General features: G+C 63.1%; 22 protein-coding genes. 17 read left to right on the top strand and 5 right to left on the bottom strand.

What is annotated here, in order from left to right; genetic code table 11:
* Positions 1-40 precede the first annotated feature (40 nt).
* The 5 genes from dsbG to EV665_RS26580 all read left to right on the top strand — a co-directional run bounded on the left by dsbG (position 41) and on the right by EV665_RS26580 (position 5,184).
* A complete protein-coding gene (dsbG, locus tag EV665_RS26600; RefSeq protein WP_133036389.1) occupies positions 41-823 on the top strand; it encodes a thiol:disulfide interchange protein DsbG in 783 nt (260 codons plus the stop codon).
* Entirely contained in the window at positions 777-2,822 is a 2,046-nt protein-coding gene (gene dsbD / locus EV665_RS26595) for a protein-disulfide reductase DsbD (RefSeq protein ID WP_245507840.1), read from the top strand. The genes dsbG and dsbD overlap by 47 nt, the downstream gene beginning before the upstream one ends.
* On the top strand, positions 2,819-3,622 hold the full coding sequence (locus EV665_RS26590; RefSeq protein WP_133036388.1) for a TlpA disulfide reductase family protein: 804 nt from the start codon (positions 2,819-2,821) through the stop codon (positions 3,620-3,622). Before dsbD ends, EV665_RS26590 begins: the two co-directional genes overlap by 4 nt.
* 104 nt (positions 3,623-3,726) lie before the next feature.
* Positions 3,727-4,389 carry a L,D-transpeptidase gene (locus EV665_RS26585; protein ID WP_133036387.1) on the top strand — a complete coding sequence of 221 codons (663 nt, stop codon included), beginning with the start codon at positions 3,727-3,729 and terminating at the stop codon, positions 4,387-4,389.
* A gap of 186 nt (positions 4,390-4,575) precedes the next feature.
* A complete protein-coding gene (locus EV665_RS26580; protein ID WP_245507839.1) occupies positions 4,576-5,184 on the top strand; it encodes an SAM-dependent methyltransferase in 609 nt (202 codons plus the stop codon).
* Here the strand turns inward: EV665_RS26580 and EV665_RS26575 are convergent.
* Both EV665_RS26575 and EV665_RS26570 read right to left on the bottom strand, forming a co-directional pair.
* Positions 5,136-5,888: an alpha/beta hydrolase gene (locus tag EV665_RS26575; protein WP_162853171.1), complete on the bottom strand. Its 753-nt coding sequence runs from the start codon at positions 5,886-5,888 to the stop codon at positions 5,136-5,138. The two genes, EV665_RS26580 and EV665_RS26575, sit on opposite strands and share 49 nt — an antisense overlap.
* A 10-nt stretch (positions 5,889-5,898) precedes the next feature.
* Entirely contained in the window at positions 5,899-6,606 is a 708-nt protein-coding gene (locus EV665_RS26570; RefSeq protein ID WP_133036450.1) for a L,D-transpeptidase, read from the bottom strand.
* Positions 6,607-6,731: 125 nt separating this feature from the next.
* On the opposite strand from EV665_RS26570, the gene EV665_RS26565 reads away from it, so the two are divergent.
* The 8 genes from EV665_RS26565 (at position 6,732) to EV665_RS26530 (ending at position 16,342) form a co-directional block, all read left to right on the top strand.
* Positions 6,732-7,259: a thioredoxin family protein gene (locus tag EV665_RS26565; RefSeq protein WP_133036384.1), complete on the top strand. Its 528-nt coding sequence runs from the start codon at positions 6,732-6,734 to the stop codon at positions 7,257-7,259.
* Between the two features lie 95 nt (positions 7,260-7,354).
* Positions 7,355-8,695, top strand: coding sequence for a cytochrome c (locus tag EV665_RS26560; RefSeq protein WP_245507838.1), 1,341 nt, complete (start codon positions 7,355-7,357; stop codon positions 8,693-8,695).
* Positions 8,692-9,603, top strand: coding sequence for a c-type cytochrome (locus EV665_RS26555; protein WP_133036382.1), 912 nt, complete (start codon positions 8,692-8,694; stop codon positions 9,601-9,603). Before EV665_RS26560 ends, EV665_RS26555 begins: the two co-directional genes overlap by 4 nt.
* A gap of 116 nt (positions 9,604-9,719) precedes the next feature.
* Entirely contained in the window at positions 9,720-11,294 is a 1,575-nt protein-coding gene (locus EV665_RS26550) for a cbb3-type cytochrome c oxidase subunit I (protein ID WP_133036381.1), read from the top strand.
* Positions 11,291-11,911: a cbb3-type cytochrome c oxidase subunit II gene (locus tag EV665_RS26545; RefSeq protein WP_133036380.1), complete on the top strand. Its 621-nt coding sequence runs from the start codon at positions 11,291-11,293 to the stop codon at positions 11,909-11,911. Before EV665_RS26550 ends, EV665_RS26545 begins: the two co-directional genes overlap by 4 nt.
* Positions 11,908-13,155, top strand: coding sequence for a c-type cytochrome (locus EV665_RS26540; protein WP_133036379.1), 1,248 nt, complete (start codon positions 11,908-11,910; stop codon positions 13,153-13,155). Before EV665_RS26545 ends, EV665_RS26540 begins: the two co-directional genes overlap by 4 nt.
* On the top strand, positions 13,152-14,186 hold the full coding sequence (locus tag EV665_RS32920) for a c-type cytochrome (RefSeq protein ID WP_245507837.1): 1,035 nt from the start codon (positions 13,152-13,154) through the stop codon (positions 14,184-14,186). Before EV665_RS26540 ends, EV665_RS32920 begins: the two co-directional genes overlap by 4 nt.
* A gap of 5 nt (positions 14,187-14,191) precedes the next feature.
* The gene (locus tag EV665_RS26530; RefSeq protein WP_133036378.1) at positions 14,192-16,342 is read left to right on the top strand and encodes a heavy metal translocating P-type ATPase; all 2,151 of its coding nucleotides are present in this window, start codon (positions 14,192-14,194) and stop codon (positions 16,340-16,342) included.
* Between the two features lie 8 nt (positions 16,343-16,350).
* On the opposite strand, the gene EV665_RS26525 is transcribed toward EV665_RS26530, so the two are convergent.
* From EV665_RS26525 to EV665_RS26515, 3 genes are all read right to left on the bottom strand, one after another.
* Positions 16,351-17,802 carry a bifunctional metallophosphatase/5'-nucleotidase gene (locus EV665_RS26525; RefSeq protein ID WP_133036377.1) on the bottom strand — a complete coding sequence of 484 codons (1,452 nt, stop codon included), beginning with the start codon at positions 17,800-17,802 and terminating at the stop codon, positions 16,351-16,353.
* An 88-nt stretch (positions 17,803-17,890) separates the two neighbouring features.
* Positions 17,891-18,286, bottom strand: a complete 396-nt coding sequence (locus EV665_RS26520) for an ArsR/SmtB family transcription factor (protein ID WP_133036376.1) — start codon at positions 18,284-18,286, stop codon at positions 17,891-17,893.
* Entirely contained in the window at positions 18,283-18,897 is a 615-nt protein-coding gene (locus EV665_RS26515) for a peroxiredoxin (protein ID WP_133036375.1), read from the bottom strand. The genes EV665_RS26520 and EV665_RS26515 overlap by 4 nt, the downstream gene beginning before the upstream one ends.
* 290 nt (positions 18,898-19,187) lie before the next feature.
* Here EV665_RS26515 and EV665_RS26510 point away from each other — a divergent pair, with 290 nt between their 5' ends.
* From EV665_RS26510 to EV665_RS26495, 4 genes are all read left to right on the top strand, one after another.
* On the top strand, positions 19,188-20,588 hold the full coding sequence (locus EV665_RS26510) for a cytochrome ubiquinol oxidase subunit I (RefSeq protein WP_133036448.1): 1,401 nt from the start codon (positions 19,188-19,190) through the stop codon (positions 20,586-20,588).
* Entirely contained in the window at positions 20,588-21,586 is a 999-nt protein-coding gene (gene cydB, locus EV665_RS26505; protein WP_162853170.1) for a cytochrome d ubiquinol oxidase subunit II, read from the top strand. Before EV665_RS26510 ends, cydB begins: the two co-directional genes overlap by 1 nt.
* Positions 21,567-21,701, top strand: coding sequence for a DUF2474 family protein (locus EV665_RS26500; protein WP_133036374.1), 135 nt, complete (start codon positions 21,567-21,569; stop codon positions 21,699-21,701). The genes cydB and EV665_RS26500 overlap by 20 nt, the downstream gene beginning before the upstream one ends.
* A 225-nt stretch (positions 21,702-21,926) precedes the next feature.
* A complete protein-coding gene (locus EV665_RS26495) occupies positions 21,927-22,955 on the top strand; it encodes a L,D-transpeptidase family protein (RefSeq protein WP_133036373.1) in 1,029 nt (342 codons plus the stop codon).
* The last annotated feature ends 393 nt before the right edge of the window (positions 22,956-23,348 follow it).

Genomic DNA, 23,348 nt, shown 5'->3' with positions numbered 1-23,348 from the left:
ACATTCAGATCTGTCCATAACATCGACTGGTGCCTCACGAATGAAAAAGCTTCTACCCGCCATCGCGCTCGCAACGATGCTCGCCGGCTGCAACGACAATACTGAAACGGCCTCGTTACAGACGGCAAGCAACTCCGAGGCGATCCTTGCGTCGCTGAAGAGCCAGGGCCTGACTATCCACGGCCCCCTGGAGGTGCCGGGCGGATTGCAGGCCTATGCCGCGAGCTCGGGCACGCAGCCGCTGGCCGTCTACATCATGCCCGACGCCAATTATGCGCTGATCGGCACCCTGATCGATGCCAAGGGCGATTCTGTTGCCGACGCCGCGTTGAAGCAGGCAACGAGCGAGCCGATGCAGCGGGAGGCCTGGGGAGCGCTTGAAGCCGCGGCCTGGGTTCAGGACGGCAATCCGAATGCGGAGCGCGTCGTCTACGCATTCACCGACGCCAATTGCCCATTTTGCAATGAGCTATGGCGTTCGGCGCGGCCATGGGTGGAGGCCGGCAAGGTCCAGCTTCGCCACGTCATGGTGGGTGTGATCCGGGCAGACTCGGCTGCGAAGGCAGCCGCAATCATCGAAGCCGCCGATCCGCAAGCCGCCTTGACGCAAAACGAGATGAACCACGGCTCCGGCGGGATTGCCCCGCTGGCGAAGATCTCGCCGGAGACCAACACCAAGCTCACCGGCAATGTTGAGCTGATGAGGCGGCTTGGCTTTAGCGGTACGCCCGGCCTCGTCGCGCAAGGCAGCGATGGCGAACTGATCCTTCAAAGCGGTGCACCCCGAGGAGCCGCTCTGGAAGCTTTGTTCGGGCCGCTCTAGGCGTTTCGGCGGGGTTTTCCTACATCCAACGAATAAAGATGCCCTTAAGTCTGCCTTAAGCTGCCGATCCGACCTCTCCCGCCGTCGTAACGTCAAGCGGGAGCGTGCATTGCCTTCAAGAACTGTCTGGTCCGTCATTCTCGCGGCCATGATCATGGCGTTTGCAGCGCTGTCGATCACACCGGCATCGGCGCAGGTGACGTCTTCGGGTGGAATGCCGCTTCCCGTCGATCAGGCGTTCAAACTCTCGGCGACACGACAAAACGACGGTAGCGTCCAGATTCGGTGGACGATCGCGCCGGGATACTACCTGTACCAGGACAAATTCAGCTTCGCTCGCAGCGGCTCGGATCTTCCGGTTCCCGAGCTCCAGGGGAACGGCCAGAGCAAGGACGACCCGACCTTCGGCCCCTCGACCGTCTTTCACGATCACGTCGCCGCAGTGCTTCCCCTTGATGCCTCGGCATCCGCTCCGCTCGAAGTCCGCTATCAGGGATGCCAGGACCACGGCATCTGCTATCCGCCGATCGTGCGCCATGTCGATGCGACGACGCTTGCCGTAACCGATCCGGAGGAGCGCGCCCCGGCGACGCAGGCGAACGAGTGGACGACCCCGGCCGTCACGACTCCTGCGAGCGGGCCGGCGACCGGAAACGAGACCGGCATTTCCATCGCGGCCGACAATGGCGGCATGATCGGTTCGCTGCTGAAGGACGGCGGCGTCGCAATGGTTCTGGCAAGCTTCATGCTGTTCGGCGTGCTGCTCGCCTTCACCCCATGCGTCTTCCCGATGTACCCGATCCTTGCCGGAGCGATCGCGCGCCAGGGCGAGTCCGTCACCGCGCTGAGGGGCTTCACCCTGTCGCTTGCCTACGTGCTGGCGATGGCAAGCGCGTTGGGCCTGCTCGGCGTGGCGGCAGCCTGGTCCGGACAGAATTTGCAGATGGCGCTTCAGTCGCCGCTCGCCATCGGCGCGGTCTCCGTGCTCTTCGTCGTGCTGGCCTTGTCGATGTTCGGGCTGTTCGAACTGCAACTGCCATCGGCCTGGGTCAATGCCATCGGCCGGCTCGGTCAGGGCAATCGCGGCTCTTTGGCCTCGGCCGGGCTGCTCGGCTTCACCTCGGCACTGATCGTCGGGCCTTGCGTGACCGCGCCGCTCGCCGGTGCTCTGATCTACATCGCCCAGACCGGCGACGTCGCGCTCGGGGCAGCATCCCTCTTCGCGCTTGGCCTGGGCAAGGGCATTCCGCTGATCGCTTTCGGCACACTCGGCCCGAAGGCGCTGCCCAAAGCGGGAGCGTGGATGACCGTCGTCCGGCAGGCGTTCGGGTTCGTCTTCGTGGCGACCGCCATCTGGATGGTCTCGCGCATCATCCCGGCAGAAGCGGGCCTTGCGCTCTGGGCCCTATTCGCGATCGGTCTTGCGGTCTGGCTGGGCGCCTTCGATACGATCGGGCCGGATGCTTCGGGGCGGCGGCGGGCGGCAAAGGCCGCCGGCATCGCGGCTGCACTCTATGGCATCGTGCTGGCCGTCGGGGCTGCCAGCGGTGCCGGAGATCCCTTCCGGCCTCTCGCCAACCTTGCGGCCGGAACCGGAGGCGCTCCCGGTTCTTCGGAAGCGCTTGCCTTCCGCAGCGCGGGCACGCCCGCCGAGCTTCAGACGGAAATCGCGGGACGGAACGGTAAACCGAGCCTGCTCTACGTCACCGCGGACTGGTGCGTAACCTGCGCCGTCATAGACCGCAGCGTCCTGTCCGATCCCGCCGTCCAGTCCACGCTCGCCCGCTTCAATCTCATCAAGCTCGATGTCAGCGGCAACACGCCGGAACAGCGGCAGATCATGCAGGGCCTTCAGGTGGTCGGTCCGCCGACGATGATCTTCGTCGATCCCGAAGGGCGAGAGGCGACCGGAACGCGGCTTGTGGGAGATGTGACCAAAGCGACCTTGCAAGCCTCTGTTGAGCAGATTGGGTCCGACAAGACCGGGACGGTGCGATGAACGCCATCGCGATTGGGCCTTTCGTCTTCGCCTCGGAGCAATTCGCGGCCGTTCTCGGCATCTTCACCTTCACGATCGCGACGTCGATCCTCGCGCGCCGCGTCGACCCTATCATCGGTCAATGGTCGACCTGGGCGCTGATCGGCGGCCTGGTCGCTGCCCGCCTTGGTCATGTCGCGCTGCATTGGCAAAGCTTCGCGGCCGAGCCCATGCGGATCTTCGCCTTCTGGCAGGGCGGCTTCCAGCCGATTGCCGGCTTTGTCGGCGTGCTGCTCGTCAGCGTGTTCTTCATCCGCTCGCTCAAGGCCGGGCTTGCTGCCGCAGGGGCCCTCGGCCTCAGCCTCGTGCTGTGGGTCGGCGTGACCCAACTCACCCAGGCCACGCTCGGTCAGCCCGCCCCGACAATCGCGCTTCAGCAAATGGACGGTCCTCCGCTCGCGGTCAGCGACGTGATCGGCAAACCCGCTGTCGTCAATCTCTGGGCGAGCTGGTGCCCGCCATGCCGCAGGGAAATGCCGCTGCTGGCGGAAGTCGCCGCAAGCCGTGATGACGTCGCCTTCCTCTTCGTCAATCAGGGCGAAGGCTCGGAAACGATCCGTGCCTATCTCGCAAAAGAAAACCTCAAGCTCGATCGCGTCCTGCTCGACCAGTCGATGCAGATCCCCCGCCACTACGGAAGCATGGGACTTCCCATCACCCTGTTCCTCAGAGCCGACGGGACACTCGCCTCCATGCACATGGGCGAGATCTCGCGCGAGGCGCTCAATGCCGCCATCGAGAGGCTTGGAGGCTCGACATGATGCCTGCCTGCCCGATCCGATGGCGGGCGGCCCGTTCCCTTAACCCCGAACCTGAACCATCCGCATTCCCTGACCGGAGCGCGGACAACGATGCGTGAATCGAAATGAGTCTATCAAAAAAGAGCGGATTGTTTTCCGCCTTCCTGTTCAGCCTGGTCGCCGCCGGCTGCACCACGGCGACGATGCCGACAACCGCCGTCACGCAGCCGCTTGACCGCAATCGGCCCGCGACAGTCGCCAGCTACGCCGCCCAGACCAATGAAAGGTTTCCGGTCGCGGCGATCGACACATCTCGCGTCAATCCGAAGAACCTCCGGCAGCAGGTGGACTACCGCACAAGCGAGCGGCCGGGCACCATCGTGGTCGATACGAAAAACCGCTTCGTCTATCTCGTTCAGGAGGGCGGAAAGGCGATGCGTTATGGCGTCGGCGTCGGCCGCGAGGGAATGGAATTCACGGGCACCGCCAATATCGCCTGGAAGCAGGAATGGCCGAAGTGGACGCCCACACCGGACATGATCAGGCGCGAGCCGGAAAAATACGCCCAATGGTCCGGAGGCATGGAGGGCGGAGCCAACAATCCGTTGGGCGCCCGTGCGCTCTATCTCTTCAAGAACGGCAAGGACACCCTGTTCCGCATTCACGGCACCAACCAGCCGGAAACGATCGGCCATGCCGTTTCCTCCGGCTGCATCCGCATGATGAACCAGGATGTCATCGACCTCTATCGCCGGGTTCCGACGGGTTCGAAGGTTGTCGTGATCTAGCCATACCGACAATATGCCTGCCTAACAAAAACAGGCTTCTGTCTCCTCGAGCCGGAAGCCTTTCAAGCCACTGGGACGACTGCCATGGAGAACGATTGGGATCGTAGATTTGAAGGTGAAGACTATCTGTTCGGGACTGAGCCGAACGCCTTTCTTGCCTCGCAAGCCTTCCGGCTTGAGCCAGGCATGAAGGCGCTCGCAGTGGCCGATGGAGAGGGCCGTAACGGCGTCTGGCTCGCCGAGCGCGGCCTCGACGTCGTGTCGATCGACGCCTCGACGGTCGGCCTTGCCAAGGCGCGCGAGCTCGCCCGCCGGCGCGGCGTCACCCTGGAGACCGTGCTTGCCGATCTCGCCGAATGGGAGTGGGAGCCCGAGGCCTACGATCTCGTCGTCGCGATCTTCGTGCAGTTCGCTCCGCCCGAGCTGCGCCGGATCATGTTCGAAGGCTTCCACACCTGCCTGAGGCCGGGCGGGCTCCTGATCATGCAGGGCTATCGCGTCGAACAGCTCGGCTATGGCACCGGCGGCCCGCCGCACGCCGATCATCTCTATACGCAGGACCTGCTGATCCGATCGTTCGGGCATTGGGAAATCCGCCATCTTCGCGCGCATGACAGCGCGATCGAGGAAGGCGTGGGGCATTCCGGCATGTCTGCGCTGATCGATCTCGTCGCGGAAAAGGCAAGGCACGATGCCCTTCCGTTGCCGGCGATCGGGGCGGAGCATGCCGAGCTTCGCGTCGCCGCTCAGGCTTCCGCACGGCCCGGAGCGGATATTGCGGAGGCACACCCCTGATCATCTCCCAGAAGGGCCGCAGCCATCCGATCCAGGATTCCGGCCAGACGATCGGCCGGGCCCGCGCGCAGGCGGCTCATCACGAAGTGATCGACGCCGGGTAGCGAGATCACGGCGGAGCAATCGGAAGGCATTGCGTCCGCGCAAGCCTCGATCACGCCGGCCGGGATCGTTCGATCCTCTTCGCCCGCAACGATCAGCACCCGCCCACCGAAACGTCTCAGGATGTCAAAGGCATCGCTGTCGCGCCAGCTCTCGTAGCGCCGGATGATGGCCGAAAACGCCGGGCCAAAGGGCACCGTAAACGCCTGGCCGACGTACATCGCCGGCGCGATCATGACCAGGGCGTTCAGCGAGACGGTTTGCGACAACCTGACAGCGACATAGCCTCCCATGCTCATGGAAACCGCACCGAGCAGATTGCGCGGCCGGACCGCCTCGATCGCTGCTCGCGCTTCGTCGACCCTCAGCGCCAGCGAACTCTTCTGTACATCGCCGCCGGTCAGTCCATGGCCCCGATGATCCAATGCCAGCGTACCAATACCGCGCTCGGCGAGATCGACGCGAAGCGGGAATATGTCTGCGGAGGCCGTGTTACCGCCGCCGTGCAGCAGCAACGCCGATCGATCCCGAGGCCCGAAGTAGCTCGCGTGTAGCACATAGCCACGCATCTCGACTTCATAGCTGACGACTTCGTTCGGCATCTGACCCCAGCTATCCAACCAGCAAATGCGACATCGAGGGATCGGGGATGACCACAATAGCGCTGCCGTCGCGGACGTTGTCGGCGAGATGAATGACATCCTGATTGAGCATGCGGATGCAACCAGAGGACACCGACTTCCCGATGGTTGAGAATTCAGGAGTGCCATGGATGCGATAGATCGTATCGCGGTTTCCTTCATGAATATAAAGCGCCCGGGAGCCGAGCGGGTTGTTCAAGCCGGGAGGCATGCCGCCATTGTCGATGCTATACGGCTCGAGTTCAGGCTGGCGCGCGACCATTTCGTTGGGCGGACGCCAACGAGGCCATTCGCGCTTGTATGCGATGTGCCCCTGACCGGCCCAGGCGAACCCATCACGTCCGACGCCCACGCCATACCGGGTCGCCCGACCGTTCGATCTGACATGATACAGATAACGGTTTGGTGTATCGACGACGACCGTCCCTACCTTTTCGCCGGTCGGATAGTCGACTTCGGTTCGCCACCATTTCTGGTCGACCTTGGAGACATCGACTTCGGGGATCGGAAATTGCTCGTTCGGCAGCGCCGCGTACATGAGCGGGACCACAGGTTCCGGCTCGATCTCAGCGACAGGCGTCATCGTCGGAACGGTTTGGCCGGTCGAAACGCAGCCGGCCAAAATAAAGGCGCTGGCACCGAGCATGAACGCGCGTCGGCCCATCGGGCCGATAAACATGGTGTTCGTCAATTGTCTCTCAACCTTCTGAATTCGTTCAGTTCAGAAGGCCGAAACTCCAGCCCCACCTTAAGCCTGCCTTAAGGCCGGCGCTTCCCGTTGCCATCGACAACGGAGAACCCTGCATGCCTCATACGAAATGGACATACTTTGCGGTCCGCGACCGCGCTTCTAAACCAGCGAGCCGCCAGAAGGTCTCACGACAGCTTGAGGGCGCTGCAACGCGGCGGCAGATCCTCGTCGGCGCGCTCTCGATGGCGGCAGCCTGCGCTCTGTCTGCCGACGCGACCGCCGCACCTTCGCTCGTCACGAACCTGCGCGAGTATCACGAGACCCTGGCGCGGCTGTCGCCGCACTACCAGGCGGCACTTGTCGACATCGGAGCGGAATGGTGCGCCGTCTGCAAGACGATCGATCAGAAAATCCTGCCCGATCCCGGTGTCCAGCACGCGATGCAACGGATCGCGCTGATCAAGGTCGACGTCACCCGGATGGATCAGACGAGCCGCGAGCTCCTCAGATACCTGCGCGCCGACGGGCCGCCGACGCTCTTCGTGGTCCAGACCGAGAGTGGGCGCGAATACAGCGGCACCCGGTCGGTCGGGTCCGTGACCGCGCGCGATCTCATTCGACGCCTGCGCCCCTTCGCTTAGGTGCTGAAGCGTCCCCGTTCTCATTGATTGAAATCAAAGCGGGATGGAGGAAAGTTAGGATATTTACATAATTAAAGAAAGTCATGGAACGTGTCGTGAAACTGTTGCTCAAACTCGCATTTGCCGGCGTATGCGGGCTTGGTCTGTCCTACGCCATCGCCATCTCGACGCCGTATTGGTTCAAGCCGAAGACCGAAGCGTCCGTCGATAGTACGGATGCGACCCTGATCCGGCAGGGCGAATATCTCGCCCATGCCGGCGATTGCATCGCCTGCCACACCGCCCCCGGCGGCAAGCCCTTCGCTGGAGGGCTCGGCATGCAGACACCGATGGGCACGATCTATTCCACGAATATCACCCCGGAAAAGGACACGGGGATCGGCGGCTACAGCTATGGAGATTTCGAGCGGGCCGTGCGCAAGGGTGTCCGACCGGACGGCACGCATCTCTACCCGGCCATGCCCTATGTCTCCTATGCCGTCGTCCGCGACGACGACATCAAGGCACTCTACGCCTACTTCATGTCGAGCGTCCCGGCCGTTCGGCAGGACAACCAGCCAACGACCATGCCGTGGCCGCTCAGCATGCGCTGGCCGCTCGCTTACTGGCAGCTCGCTTTCGCCCAGCCCCGCCACTTCACCACCACGGTCACGGATGCGCAGCTTGAGCGTGGGGCCTATCTGGTCGAGGGGCTCGCCCATTGCGGCGCCTGTCATACGCCGCGCGGCATCGCGTTTCAGGAGACGGCGCTTGCCGACGGCGCCAACAGCCGCTTCCTGTCGGGCTCGGTTCTTGAGGGTTGGTACGCGAAGAACCTGCGCGGCGAGGACACCGGCCTCTCGACATGGACGACCGCCGAAATCGTCGACTTCCTGAAGACCGGACGCAACGACAAGACCGCCGCCTTCGGCTCAATGTCGGATGTCGTCGAGCATTCGACCCAGCATCTGTCGAACGAAGACCTCACGGCGATCGCGACCTATCTGAAATCCCTGAAAGCTCGCGACGGCCGCAGTCCGACATGGCAGCCGAAAGAGGATATCACCACCGCGGCGCTCAAGGCCGGCGACTACAGCGCACCGGGCGCCACCTCCTATGTCGAGCACTGCGCGATCTGTCACCGTATGGACGGCAAGGGGGCGCCACGCATCTATCCGGCGCTCGCCGGAAATTCGATGGTGTTCGCCGACGATCCGAGCTCGCTCATTCAGGTGACGCTCGCCGGAGGGCGGATGCCGAAGACCCCGCACGACACAATGGCCTTCACCATGCCGGGCTTCGCCAGCCTCACCAACCGCGAGGTCGCCGACGTCCTGAACTTTATCCGCAACGGCTGGGGCAATCACGGCAGCGAGATCAGTGAAGCCGACATCTCGCGTATGCGCCACGAGATTGAGCGCAAACCGAAACACTACGTGCCGGGAGAACAAAAATGAACAAGCGCTCCCTTACACTGACCGGAGCTGCCATCGTGGCGGTCGCTGCGACAGCAGGAGCATTCGCGTTCCTGCACGAGCCGACACTTGACGCGCCGGCCGTGGACGCGATCGCAGTGCTGGATGCCAACGGCAAGAGGATCGGCGACTATCGAATTCCGGCGGACAATACCATTGCGGCGGAACCGAACGCCGATGCCATTCGGCTTGGACAGCGGCTCCTCAACGAGACCGCGCGCCTGCTGCCTGCGAATGTCGGCAATGGTCTCAACTGCAATTCGTGCCACATGGCTCAGGGAAAGCTGTCCGACGCCAATCCCTACATCAACACGACCAACAGCTATCCGTCCTTCAATCCGCGCGCCAACCGCGAGGTCGATCTGACCATGCGCATCAACGGCTGCTTCCAGCGCTCGATGAACGGCAAGCCGCTCGGCACAGACAGCACCGAGATGCATGCGATGCTCGCCTATATGGACTGGCTGCGCCAGGGGGTGGCGAAAGGCGACAAGACAGCCGTGCGCAACGCCGGGCCGATCGACGAGAGCCTGGTGCCCGATCCCGAGAGGGGGAGGACGATCTACGCCGCCCAGTGCGCCTCCTGCCATGGGGCCCACGGCCAGGGCATGAAGGATCAGGCCGGAGATTACATCTTCCCGCCGCTCTGGGGTGATGAATCGTTAAACATTGGCGCAGGCCTTGCCCGGACCTACAAGGCGGCGCAGTTCGTCAAATACGCCATGCCGCCGGCCATGCATCTGGAGGCGCCGCTCGGAGCCGGCGGGGTGCTGTCGGATCAGGATGCCGTCGACGTCGCGGAATTCTTCACCCACATGCCGCGGCCCGATTTCGCCGGCAAGGTGAACGACTGGAAGGGCGTCAAGAAGCCCAAGGACGCCCGGTACTAAACGTGACTTTTTTGTGGCTGGATCGCTTCTCTTAAGCTTGCCTTAAGGTTGGTTTCCGAGCGCTGAACTCCGTGTGCCTGCCGCAAGAGCCAGGACGCGAGCGGGAGGGATAGCGCATGGTGACGATGGGACTATTGCTGGCGTTGAGCTTCGCCGTATCGTTGCTCGCGCTCGCCTTCCTGATCTGGGCGATCAGCAACCGGCAGCTCAAGCTCGATCAGGACGACGCCAAAGTCATTTTCGCGGCCGGCGATGAAGGCCACCTCGACAGTCCCGATGCCGAACACTCGCCTGCCAGACGCCATTACTTCGACGCGGCTACCTCCGGGATCGATCGAATTTCCAAGAAGCCCGTCACCGTGCTTCTGGTCGCGGCGACCGTCTGGCTGATCGTCGGCTCGACCTTCGGCTTGATCGCCTCGCTGAAGCTGCACTGGCACGACTGGCTTTCGGCCTATGCGCCGCTCACCTTCGGCCGCGTCCGCACTCTGCACCTCAACCTCGTCATATACGGCTGGCTCTCGCAGATGGGCGTGGCCTCGATGATCTGGATCCTGCCGCGCATCTTCCACACGCCGTTGCGTGCCCCGCGGCTGCCGATCATCGGCGCGATCCTCTGGAACATCGCCGTCTGTCTTGGAGCCATTGCCATCGCCAACGGCTGGACCGATGGCGAGGAATGGCTGGAAATCCCCTGGCAGCTCGACATGCTGCTGGCGCTCGCCGGTGTGTTTTTTGTCATCCCTCTGGTCAAAACGACGATCGCCCGGCAGGTGCACCACATCTATGTGTCCGGCTGGTATTTCCTCGCCGGCATCCTGTGGTTCCCCTGTCTCTTCGTCATCGCCAACATCCCCTACATCCATTCCGGCGTCGAAGAGGCGACCGTCAACTGGTGGTTCGCCCATAATGTGCTGGGGCTCTGGCTGACGCCGCTCGGGGTCGGCACGGCCTATTATTTCATCCCGAAGATCATCGGCAAGCCGATCTACTCCTATTCCGTCTCATTGCTTGGGTTCTGGGGCCTCGCGCTCTTTTACAGCCAGGTGGGCATCCATCATCTGATCGGCGGGCCGGTGCCCACCTGGGTTGTGACCCTGTCGATCGTCCATTCGGTGATGATGTTCATCCCGGTAATCGCGGTCGCCATCAATCAGCACGTCACCGTCGCGCGCAATCTCTGGGCGCTGAAGGAATCGCTGCCGCTGCGCTTCATCTCCTTCGGCGCGGTCATGTACACGCTCGCCTCGTTCCAGGGCTCGACCGAGGCGCTGCGCTCGATCAACACCGTCACCCATTTCACCCACTATACGGTCGGCCACGCCCATCTCGGTGCCTATGCCTTCGTGACACTCGTCATGTTCGGCGCCGCCTATCACATGCTGCCGCGCATGACCGGACGGGCCTTTCCCTGGCCGGCGCTTATCAACGCGCATTTCTGGCTGATCGTCGTCGGCTTCGCGATCTACTTCTTCGGGCTTTCGATCGGAGGCGTGCTTCAGGGCCTAGCCATGCTCGACGCGACCCGCCCGTTCTCCGACAGCGTGACGGTCACGATTCCCTATCTCGAAGCTCGCAGCGTCGGCGGCGGCCTGATGACGCTCGGCCACATCGTCTTCGCAATCAACGTCGCCGCTATCCTTCTTCCGCGCCGGGCAATGGCCGCCGCAAAGGTGGTGCCCGCAGAATGAACCGCTATCTCCCTCTTTCCATTCTGGCCCTCGGCATTCTCGCTTTCGCGACCCTCATGCTCGTCATCGCGCCCGGCATCCAGATCAGCCGGCACGACATCCCGCCGGAGCTCAAGCCTTATACCGAGCAACAATTGCGCGGGCGCGAGGTCTATGTCTCGCTCGGCTGTGTCTACTGTCACAGCCAGCAGCCGCGCTCGCCCGACCAGGCGCCTGACGGCGTGCGTGGCTGGGGCCGGCCGGCGATTGCCGCCGACTACACCTACGACCGTCCGCACCAGCTCGGCACGATGCGCACCGGACCGGACCTCCTCAATGTCGGCGCGCGCCTTCCCTCGCGTGACTGGCATCTGACCCATCTCTACCAGCCGCGCGCCATCTTCGACTGGAGCATCATGCCGGCCTATCCCTTCCTGTTCGAAGAAAAGGGGGCGGCTGCGCCCGGCGATGTCGTCGTCGCCCTTCCATCGGAATACGCGCCGAAATCCGGCGTCGTGATCGCCAGGCAGGAAGCGCTCGACCTGACGGCCTACCTGCAATCGCTCGACCGGACCTATCCCGCGCCCGCCAACGCGCTGCGCGACGACGGCTACAACCGTCCGGAGGGCGCGCGATGACGGCAGACAAATCTCCCCGCAAGGACTCTGCCGGACGGCCCGACGAGAACTTCGAGCCCTACGAGCTTCATGGCAAGATGCCATGGCCGCTGATCGCTATCGCCGTCGGCCTCGGCATCTGGGGCGCGGCGACGCTGTTCGACACGCGCGAGGATGTCGCGGCAGCGCGCGATGAGCGCATCGCGGAAAGCCGTGTGGCGACGGGCGCCGGTACGGAGCCAGGCTCCGCGCTCTTCGTCGCCCGCTGCTCGACATGCCACCAGCCTGACGGCATGGGCGTGCGCGGCGCTATTCCCCCGCTCGCCGGCTCCGCCTTCGTCGCGCAAGGCCCCGAGCTCGTCTCGACGATCCTGTTGCGCGGCATCGATGGGCCGATCCGCGTCGGCGATCACAATTTCAACGGCCACATGCCGAGCTTCGCCAGCGTGTTGACCGATGTCGAGCTCGGCGAACTCGCGACCTATGTGGCGCACCGCTTCGGCAAGTCGTCCGAAACGATCGAAGCGGCAGCCGTCGCGAAGCTGCGCGGCGAGCTCGCGGACGAGGGCAGCTTCAAAGGCGGGACGGAGATCGCGTCCTCAACCGCACTCGAACTCGGCAGTCAGCCCCCCTTCGTGGAGCAGACTGCCGTCTCCCTCAGCCCGGACGTCTCCGCGATGATCTTTACCGGGCGCGGCGAGCAATGGGCCTGCGCGAGCTGTCACGGCGATCTAGGCCAGGGCAAGGAAAACGTCCCGCGTCTGGCGGGCCTTCCCGCCGATTACATCGTCAAGCAGATCGACGATTTCCATAGCGGGCGTCGCCAGAACGAATCCATGAAGATCGTGGTGGCGTCGCTGACCGACGAGGAGAAGCGCCAGCTCGGCGAATACTATGCCGGCCTGCGCGTACCTTCTAACGCCAAACCGGAACTCGGCGGCAATCTCGCGCGCGGCGAGGCGCTGGCGTTGCACGGCGACTGGAGCCGCAACGTGCCTGCCTGCTTCTCCTGCCACGGACCCTCGGGCTTCGGCGTCTCGCCGGAGTTTCCCGCACTCGCCGCCCAGCACGCCTCCTACACGGCAAGCCAACTCGCCGCTTGGGTCGGTGGACAGCGCAACAATTCCTCGCTCGACCTGATGGGACGAATTTCCCGCGCGCTCTCCGACGCCGATCGCAGGGCGGTCGCAGACTATCTCGCCTCGCTTCCCCCCGTGCCGGCAGGAGAAGACGCCAAGATTGCAAAGATCGGAGAACGGCCATGACGGAGCCTGTGCAAAGCGTAAGCGCAAAACCCGCCGATCCCCAGAAGGGACGCATCGCGCGAATGTGGATCCATGCGGCCGGAGCGGGCCTGATCGTCGCCGCGCTCGGCGCACTCGCCTATGAGAGTGGTTTCATTCCGGGTCGACAGACTGCGCAGGACACCGCTGGCCATGCGACCGCCGGCTTCTTCCAGCCACCGACCGACGACCAGATTCCGAACGACCAATTCGGTGCTGCTGTCCGGCGCGGGCAGGCGATCTTCATGAACACCTCGACCAACGCCTCGCAGTATGTCGGCAATGGCCTGTCCTGTTCGAACTGCCATCTCGGCGCCGGCCGCCAGCCCTTCTCGGCGCCTATGTGGGCTGCCTGGGTCCAGTACCCGAAATACCGGTCGAAGAACAAGCAGATCAACACCATGGAAGACCGTGTCCAGGGCTGCTTCACTTTCTCGATGAATGCCCAGCACTCGGTCAACGGCGGCCCGCCGCCGCATGGCGACGACATCTATCGCGATCTCGAAAGCTATTTCTTCTGGCTGGCGACCAACGCGCCGACGAACAAGGAGCTGGAGGGTGTCGGCTTCGGCAAGGTTGCCAAGACGGAGCTCGGCTACTCCCCCGAACGCGGCGCGCAGGTGTTCGCGGCCAATTGCGCCGTGTGCCATGGCGGTGACGGACAGGGCCAGAAGGACATCAACGGGCGCTATGTCTTCCCGCCGCTCTGGGGCGCCAGTTCCTATAATTGGGGCGCCGGCATGGCGCGCATCGACACCGCGGCCGCTTTCATCAAGCACAACATGCCGTTGTCGCAGCCCGGCCGACTGACCGATCAGGACGCCTGGGACGTCGCTGCCTACATCAACAGCTTCGAGCGCCCGAAGGATGCGAGACAGAAAGGCAAGACGATCGAGGAAACACGCAAGCAGTACCACGACGGCGATCAGATCTACTACGGTCAGACCGTCAACGGGGTGCTGCTCGGGGTGGGCACGCCGGATCCGGAACGTCCGGTCGGCGCCGTGGACTGAGTGCCGTGCGCCGCCTGTTCGGCGTCAGTGGCATGGCTTGCGGCGGCTGCGCGCGCGGGCTGGAACGGCAGATCGGCCGGCTGGAAGGGGTCAGCGCCGTCGGGGTGCATCACCTGACCGCGTCAATGCTGGTCGATTGGAACGCGGAGCGGCTCTCCGTTGACGACATTGCCGCCGCTGTCTCACGCGCCGGTTACAGGCTGATCGACCGCCACCGGCCCGAGGAGCTCTCGGCGATCCTCACAGCCGATATAAGCCGCCTCTCGCTGCGCCTTGCCGTCGCCGTCATGTCGGGGATGTGGTCGATGGCTCTTGCCGTCGTGCTCTACGTCTCCGTTCTCGATCCGGACGTCGCGTGGTGGATCGCGCTCGGGTCCGGTCTGCTGGCCCTGCCGGTTGTCGCTTGGGCGGGAGCCGACATCTTCTGGATGGCTGTGCGATCGATCCGCCTGCGCGCGCCCGGCATGGACCTGCTGATCGCGCTGGGCGCCGGCGGCGCCTTCCTCCTTTCCATCGCCTCGCTCGTCTCCGGCTCCTCCCATGTCTGGTTCGACACAGCGACGATGCTGATCACGCTTCTTCTGGTCGGGCGACTGCTCGACTCCACCACCCGTCGCGGCGCCCTCGATGCGCTGAAGGCGCTCGAGGACGCGGCCGCTGAAACCGCCGTCAGGCGTACGGCGTCGGGAGACGAGGTGGTCCTGTGCGCGCAGGTCGGAATCGGTGATCTCGTCGTCATCGACGCCGGAATGACTGTTGGCGTCGATGGAACCGTGCGGGAGGGCGCGACGCTGGTCGACCGCGCCGTGTTGACGGGCGAGAGCCGGGCGATTCCCGTCGAGGTCGGGCAGCGCGTCGAGGCCGGCTCCGTCAATCTCCAGCGGCGCATTGTCGTCGCGACCGACCGTGCGTTCGGCGACCGCGATCTCGACCGGATGGGCGGAGCGATCGCGATCGAGCTTGCCCGGCGCGGCGCGGCTGCCTCACGCGCCGATCGTCTCGCCGCCGCGCTGAGCTGGGCAATTCCTGCGCTCGCGCTGTTGACCGCGCTCCTGACACCGCTGTTTAGCGTCACCCCGCAGGATGCCGTCCTCAGAGCCTTGACCGTGCTGGCGGCGGCCTGCCCATGTGCGTTGTCGATCGCCGCTCCGCTCGCTCAGGCGCGCGCGGCCAGCATCGCCGCGGCCTCTGGCCTACGTTTGCGTAATCCCACCGCCTTCGAGGCGCTCGCCCGTCCGAAGACTGCCATCTTCGACAAGACCGGCACCTTGACCCATGGACGCCCCATCGTGGTCGACGTTGCTCCGGCGTCCGGCTGGTCCGAAGCCGAAGTTCTGCAAATCGCCGCGCGAGCGGAAACCGGAATCGACCACCCGCTGGCGCGCGCGGTCGTCGATCGGCACGGCCGGGAAGAAGGGGCGGGCGGGACGCGTCTGGAGCGGGGCGCCGAGGCGCAGGATCACGCCGGACACCGCATCGCTGTTCACGGAATTGAGCGCGACGACGGACTGACCTCGCTGGCCGTAACCCTGGACAGTATCCGCATCGCGACGCTCGCCCTGGCCGATGCCCCGACCAGTGACGCGCGGGAGACGCTTGCCCGGCTTCGAGCGCTCGGCGTTGAGACATGGATCGCCTCGGGAGATGCCGTCGGGCCGACTCTGCGGATCGCCGACGCGCTCGGCGTTCCGCACGACAAGGTGCGTCACGGCTGCACGCCGGCCGGGAAGGCCGAACTCGTGAAGGCCTTGGCCTCGCCGGTCCTGTTCCTCGGCGACGGTGTGAACGATGCCCCGGCACTCGCCGCCGCCGATTGCGGGATATCGGTCGCGGGGGCCCACAGTGCCGCAGCCCAGACCGCCGACGTGGTGATTGTCAGAGGTGGCATTGGCCGGCTTTTGACCGGGATGAACCTTGCGCGCAGCACCGCATCCGTCACACGACAGAATCTCGGCCTCGCCCTGGTCTACAACCTCGCCGCCATTCCTTTCGCAATCTTCGGCGTCTTGTCTCCATCGCTGGCTGCACTCGCTATGCTCGCGAGCTCCTTGTCGGTCGGTCTCAACAGCCTCCGACTGACCCTGCCGCCCGCTACGGCGCCCTCATCGGCAGCCGAGGGACCGCCCGCGAAGCTCTCGGACGCACCAGCAAGCTAGCGGCGTCATCATATCGCGATCACGCGGCCAGGACTTGTCACCTTAGCGGGCGGGTGGCGGAAATAGGCCTCCAGGGCCTCGATCGCCGTGACGGACATCTGGCCCCGATCACGCCCAAAACGGCCGGGCACTCCCTGGGCGGTGACGAAGGCAACGTCATAGGATGCATCGAGGTCGAGCTTTTGGTCCCCGACGAAAATCTCCGCTATGCGGGTTCCGGATGGATTTTCGATCTTTGCCAGGATCGTCAGGCCGCAGAAGCGCTTCACGTAACCGCTCATCTGGCCGAAGGGGTCTGGCGAGAACGTCCGTTCCAGATTCTCCTCCATCATCATGCGAATTTCCTCTCCTTTGAGGATCACCGTCGAGATCGGAGGATTGACCGGTATCATGTTCCACAGATCGCTCAGCCTGACAGGGCCAGGCACGACCGGAGCGCCGTAACGCCAGCCATTCGAGAAGGCGATTTCCCGGCCCGAGGCGTTGCAGAGCGCCGCCAGGAGGACGTCGTCCATCGAGCAGTCAAGGATCGTGTTGCGATGCAGGGCGGCATCCACGCTGCCCACCGCGGTGGCCAGGTGGTCACGCATGGGTGACACCACCGCCTCGACCAAATCCGACATCATGGGATCAGGATCAATCGTCTCATCCATGGCGACGAGCTCATGCCGTTCGACCCGGACCGTCCCGCGCTCGACGCCGAGATCCAGACGGCCGACGAAGGCGCCATGACAACCAGACTGGATGATGGTTGCTCCATTGACGACGATCGGCTTCTCAAGCCGGTCATGGGTATGGCCACTCAGGATGACATCCAGCCCATCTACGAGTCCGGCGAGCTTGATATCCTGTGGCAAGCCGAGATGGGACAGGACGACGATGAGATCAACCCGTTCCTTCTGACGGAGCCTGCGAATCTCGCGCGGCAGCTCCTTGTCTCCGTTCGTGAAGCGTAGCCCTTCGCTGAAATGCGGCGGCATCGTCTTGTCGAGGATCGTCGCCGCGATTCCGACCACTCCGATCCTGACCCCGCCACGCTCTATAATGCGCGACGGGCGAAATGGGCGACGGCCGGTCTTCAAATCAAAGCAGTTGACCGCCAGCACCGGGTAGTCGAGGCGCTTTGCCAGCGCCCTGAAATGCGCCGGCCCCCAGGCAAACTCCCAATGTGCGGTCATGGCGTCGATGCCGAGCGCATTGGTGAGCGGTACCAGCGCCTCGCCTCGCGAAGAGACGGCCGCGTAGGTCCCATGAAAGGTGTCGCCATTGTCCAGCGCGACGACGGCGTCGGGACGTTCCGCTCGAACCTTCTTGAAATATCCCGCGATCCGGGCGTAACCGCCGAGCATCGGAAAGCGCGGCGTCGCGCCGTGCCAGATCAATTCTGGATGCGGCTCCACATACCCATGCGTGTCATTGATTTGAAGAAGCGTTATACTGCGCTTTGACGATGCACCCATTTTGCCCATCCTTTCCGGGCAACGCGCCACCGGATGGCTGAGTGCTTGGCTCACGAGCTTAAGGCTGGCTTAAGGCAATGCGGACTGGTCAGCGAATCCGGGCGAAATTCGCGGCGCCGCGCACGATGCCATTCCGCTCGGAGCGGGCTTCCGGCCTGACCATGTTCAGGAGCGCCCGCTCCGGATCTCCGGCCCCGAACACGGCTTCGATGCTGCGCACGCACAGAATGACCGACTCGTCGGCTAGGCTGTAATAGACCTGCTTGGCCTGGCGTCGTGTCGTTACCAGCTCGGCCTTGCGCAGTTCCGCAAGCTGCTGGCTAAGGGCAGGCTGGCCGATTCCAGAGGCCATATCGATTTCGGTTACGGATTTTTCCCCGTCCAGCAGGAGGGACAGGATCATCAGCCGTTGAGGCTGAGCGAATTTACGCAGTTTGTCGGCCGCGACATCAGCCTGCGCGCGCGACTGCCACAGGGTTTTCATGCCTCTCTCCGGCAGAACCAGTCGGTTTCCTGCTGTGTTTTTTCATTCGCCGGCAAGAGCAGCGGCTGGCCCGGTTGCCAATCCGCCGGGGCGAGCTTGTCTCCTGAGTGGGCAGCCTGCAACGCCGTCACCATCCGCAGCATCTCGTCGATCGAACGACCGATCGTCAGGGGATAATGCGTAATCGCACGGATCACGCCCTCCGGATCGATGAAATAGGTCGCCCGCACCCCTGCGCTGTTCTCGGCGGCCTCGTCGATCATGCCGTAGGCACGACCCACGAGCATCGACGGGTCTTCGATGACCGGGAAGGGGATCTCGACCGAGAAGAGCTCGCGGATCGCTCGGGTCCAGGCGAGGTGCGCATAAAGGCTATCCACCGACAATCCGACCAGGGCGCAGTCCAGCGCGGCGAAACGGTCGTGCGCCTTCGCCAGCGCCACGAACTCCGTCGTGCAGACCGGGGTGAAATCCGCAGGGTGGGAAAAGAAGACAAGCCACCGGCCCCTGTAGTCGGAAAGCCGGAGCGCTCCTTGGGTCGAACGTGCCTCGAAGTCGGGAGCGGGGTCGCCCATCCGCAAAGCACTGGGATACGTGGTCACATTGTCCATTCGTAAAGCGGTCTCGCAAACGTCATTCACCCACTATGTCGCACGGCGTTCGGGTTGACGCAAGACGCTTACATAATTACATAGTTCGACAATAACATAAGTGATTGGCGTGCCGTGGTGGCAAATGCTGCCGTTGTCGAGCTGGGCGTGCCCGATCAAAGCTTTCAGGAAGCCCGACAATGAACGTGAAGCTCGGCCGCGGAGCGGAGTTTCAGTACTCGACGGGTCGGCTGTTGTTGGCGGGCGGCGCGTCGGGACCCGCACCTCTGCTCAATCCGAGGAAAACCGCGATGCTCGACGCCCTGCTGCTCGCCAGAATCCAGTTCGCCTTTACCGTCAGCTTCCATTTCATCTTCCCGGCTTTCTCCATCGGCTTGGCGAGCTACCTCATGGTTCTGGAGGCGCTCTGGCTGAAGACCGGCAATGGGGTCTACGCCAATCTGTACCGGTACTGGCTCAAGATCTTCGCACTTGCGTTCGGGATGGGCGTCGTATCGGGGATCGTCATGTCCTACCAGTTCGGCACGAACTGGTCGGTCTTTTCCGACAAGGCCGGTCCCGTCATTGGTCCGTTGATGGCCTACGAGGTGCTGACGGCCTTCTTCCTTGAGGCCGGCTTCCTTGGCGTGATGCTCTTCGGCATCAACAAGGTCGGGCTGAGACTGCATTTCGTGGCGACCTGCATGGTCGCGCTCGGCACCTTCATTTCCGCCTTCTGGATTTTGTCGGTCAATAGTTGGATGCAGACGCCGACCGGCTTCGAGATCGGCGCCAACGGCCAGTTTCTGCCCGGCCCGAGCTGGTGGGCGATCGTTTTCAATCCAAGCTTCCCCTATCGCCTCGTTCACACCGTCATCGCCGCTTACCTCACAACGGCGTTCGTGGTCGGCGCGGTCGGCGCTTGGCATCTTCTCAAAGACAAGACGAATCCCGGCGCGCGCAAAATGTTCTCCATGGCGATGTGGATGGCGGCGATTGTCGCGCCGATCCAGATCTTCGCCGGCGATCTGCATGGCCTTAATACGCTCGAGCACCAGCCCGCCAAAGTGATGGCGATGGAGGGGCACTACGACAGTCATCCCGAAGGTGCGCCGCTCATCCTGTTCGGTATCCCCAACAGCGCCGAGAAGCGCGTCGACTACGCCCTTGAGATTCCGAAGGCGTCCTCCCTCATCCTAAAGCACGATCTTAATGCGCCCCTGGCCGGACTCGACACGATTCCCGAGGATCAGCATCCGCCGGTTGGCGTGGTCTTCTGGTCCTTCCGCATCATGGTTGCTCTGGGTTTCGCGATGCTGGGGCTCGGCCTTTGGAGCCTCGCCGCCCGGTATCGCAAACGTTTTTACGATTGGCCGTTGCTACATCGCGCTGCGATCGCAATGGGGCCGAGCGGTTTCGTGGCGGTGATCGCCGGCTGGGTCACAACCGAGGTCGGGCGTCAGCCTTTCACAGTCTACGGCCTGCTGAGGACGGCGGAATCGGCGGCGCCCTTGGAGGCACCCGCTGTCGCCGCCTCATTGGTCGCGTTCATCGTCGTTTACTTCGCGGTTTTCGGCGCGGGGACCTTCTACATTCTGAAGCTAATGGCCAAACCACCGCAGCCCCACGAGACAGCCGATCCGTCGGGTGGAAAGCCTATCCGCGCCGCCGGCATCACCCCGGCAGTGGCCGTCGAAGGGAGAGCGTCGTGATGATCGATCTCACCATCATCTGGGCAGCGATCATCGCTTTTGCCGTGGCAGCCTATGTCGTCATGGACGGGTTCGATCTCGGAATCGGTATCCTGTTCCCGACGTTTCGCGTTGGCGGCGAGCGCGACCGCGCCATGAACAGCATCGCGCCGGTTTGGGACGGCAACGAGACCTGGCTAGTTCTCGGCGGCGGCGGCCTGATGGCCGCGTTCCCGCTTGCGTACGCAATCGTGCTTCCGGCCCTCTACGCTCCGCTCATCGCAATGTTGCTTGGCTTGGTATTTCGCGGCGTCGCCTTCGAATTCCGGTGGCGTGATCCCGGCCATCGACGTTTCTGGGATATAGCCTTTTGCGGCGGGTCGGTTGTCGCCACTTTCGCTCAGGGGATCACGCTCGGCGCGCTTCTTCAAGGCATCCATGTCGAGGGCCGGGCCTATGGCGGCGGCTGGTGGGACTGGCTCACCCCGTTCACCCTTCTTACGGGTGTCAGCCTAATGTCGGGATATGCACTGCTCGGAGCGGGGTGGTTGATCTGGAAGACTGACGGCCCAACGCAGGCCCATGCGCGCAAACATGCTCGCATGCTCACGATCGCCCTTGTCGGGGCAATCGTCGCTGTCAGCACGGCGACTCCCTTTCTCGATGCCAGCTATTACCAACGTTGGTTCGGCTGGCCGGGTGTGCTCGCCGCGGCCCAAATGCCTCTGCTCGTCGCCATTGCCGCATTTATTCTCTGGCGATCGATCGACCTCGGCCGTGACTGGCTGCCGTTTGCGATGACGCTTATCCTGTTCGGTCTCTCGATGGCCGGGCTGGCGATTTCGATCTGGCCCGATGTGATCCCCGGCCGCGTTTCGATCTGGGATGCCGCCGCGCCCGAACGAAGTCAGGTCTTCATGCTGATCGGTGCGGGCCTGCTCGTCCCGGTTATCCTGGCCTACACAGCCTGGGCCTATTGGGTCTTCCGAGGCAAAGTCGATGAAACCGGATACCACTGACAAGGCTTTGCCGAAGCTCTGGAAACGTCTGATGTGGTTCGCCGCCATCTGGCTTGCCAGCGTCCTGGTGTTGACGCTGGTCGCTTTCGTTATCCGAGCGGTTCTCAAAACCTGATGCAGACTCAGGGCGTCTACGCCGCGACCATCGGACCATTTGGCTGCAATATCCAGATGTACCGTTGGTTCAATCCGCGGAAAGTCATGCAATAGGGATCGCTCGAAAATCATGATCCATATAGCTATTTGCCGATCTCACTGTCTCCTTTGCCGAGGGTTCCTCCTTTAAGCTTGCGTTAAGTTTGAGATGTTGCCTCGGGCGATTGGAAACGGGGGAAGGACGTTGAAGCCCGGCAAAATGATCGCCCGCCGAAGCGCGTTGCGGACCATCGCGAACTCGGCTGCTCTATTAGGGGCGGCGGCGCTTGGGGGCTGCCAGACCGACATATTGGCGAGCGCCAGCACTAAGGCAACCGCCCCTGTCCCGAGCAGGCTGCGAGCAGAAATGGCAACTCTGAACATGGAATTTGGGTCGCCGATCCTCCTGCGCGTATTCAAGGTGGAAGCCGAGCTCGAAGTCTGGAAGGAAGATCGCAAAGGCCGCTTCGTGCTCCTGAAAACCTATCCAATCTGTAAGTGGTCAGGAGATCTCGGCCCGAAGATCACGGAAGGCGACCGGCAGACGCCGGAAGGCTTTTATGACATCACGCCGGCGCAGATGAACCCGAATTCGGAGTATTATCTGTCGTTCAATCTCGGCTTCCCGAACGCCTTCGATCGTGCCCATGAGCGCACCGGAACCCATCTCATGGTGCATGGCGATTGCTCTTCGCAAGGCTGCTACGCGATGACCGACGCGCAAATCCTGGAAATCTTCGCACTCGGCCGGGAGTCCTTCTCCGGCGGACAGAGATCTTTCCAAGTGCAAGCTTTCCCGTTCCGCATGACCCCCGCCAACATGGCCAGGCATCGCGGAAACCCCCACATGCCGTTCTGGCGCATGCTCAAGGACGGCAACGATCATTTCGAGGTGACGCACCGCCCACCTAAAGTCGATGTCTGCAATAAACGCTACGTGTTCAATGCGTTCGCGCCAGGAGATGATGCCATTCAGTTGAAATTCGATCCATATGGCGAATGCCCGGCCTATGAAGTGCCACCGGAGATCGCTCAGGCGGTGCGGAAAAAGCAGCGCCGTGATGACCAGGAGTTCGAGCAACTCGTCTCGCAGGGCGTGGAAACTGCCCCGATCAAGAGCGGGCGCGATGGGGGAATGCACCCGACTTGGGTCTCAAAATTGCGCCCGCGAGAAATTATCGATGAGCACGGTAATCTCAAGCTAGTCGTTAGTAAGACCGACTTCAGCCGATAATTCCTGGCAATCCTTCGCGTCGACTCGATGGACGTGGCGCCGAAGTTCTGGCAACATTTATGCTGCCGTACGAAAAAGCAAGTTAAGATGGGTGCATGCTCCCGCAACCATCTTTGCTGGCGTCGATCGCAAGTTATGATCGACGCCGGTCCCCGCAACCATCTTTACTTGCTCGGGGCGCAAGTGAAGATTAGATCCTGCCCCCGCAACCAGAATTTATGTGACTTATCAAAAAGCCCCGCAGACAGAAATGTCGCGGGGCTTTTTGATGTCGGCGCCAGGGCTCGACTGCCTGGCAAAGAGCTGGCTCGGGAAATCTGCACAGCGGGGATAAGTGGAGTTTCTGCCTGACTTCGGCTTAGATGCCGGGAACAGGAGAGACTATGACGAGAC

This window comes from Shinella granuli, assembly GCF_004341885.1.
In the GTDB taxonomy this organism is placed as follows: domain Bacteria; phylum Pseudomonadota; class Alphaproteobacteria; order Rhizobiales; family Rhizobiaceae; genus Shinella; species Shinella granuli.
The sequence above is the reverse complement of the archived record's forward strand: the minus strand, read 5'-3'. Positions and strand labels throughout refer to the sequence as shown.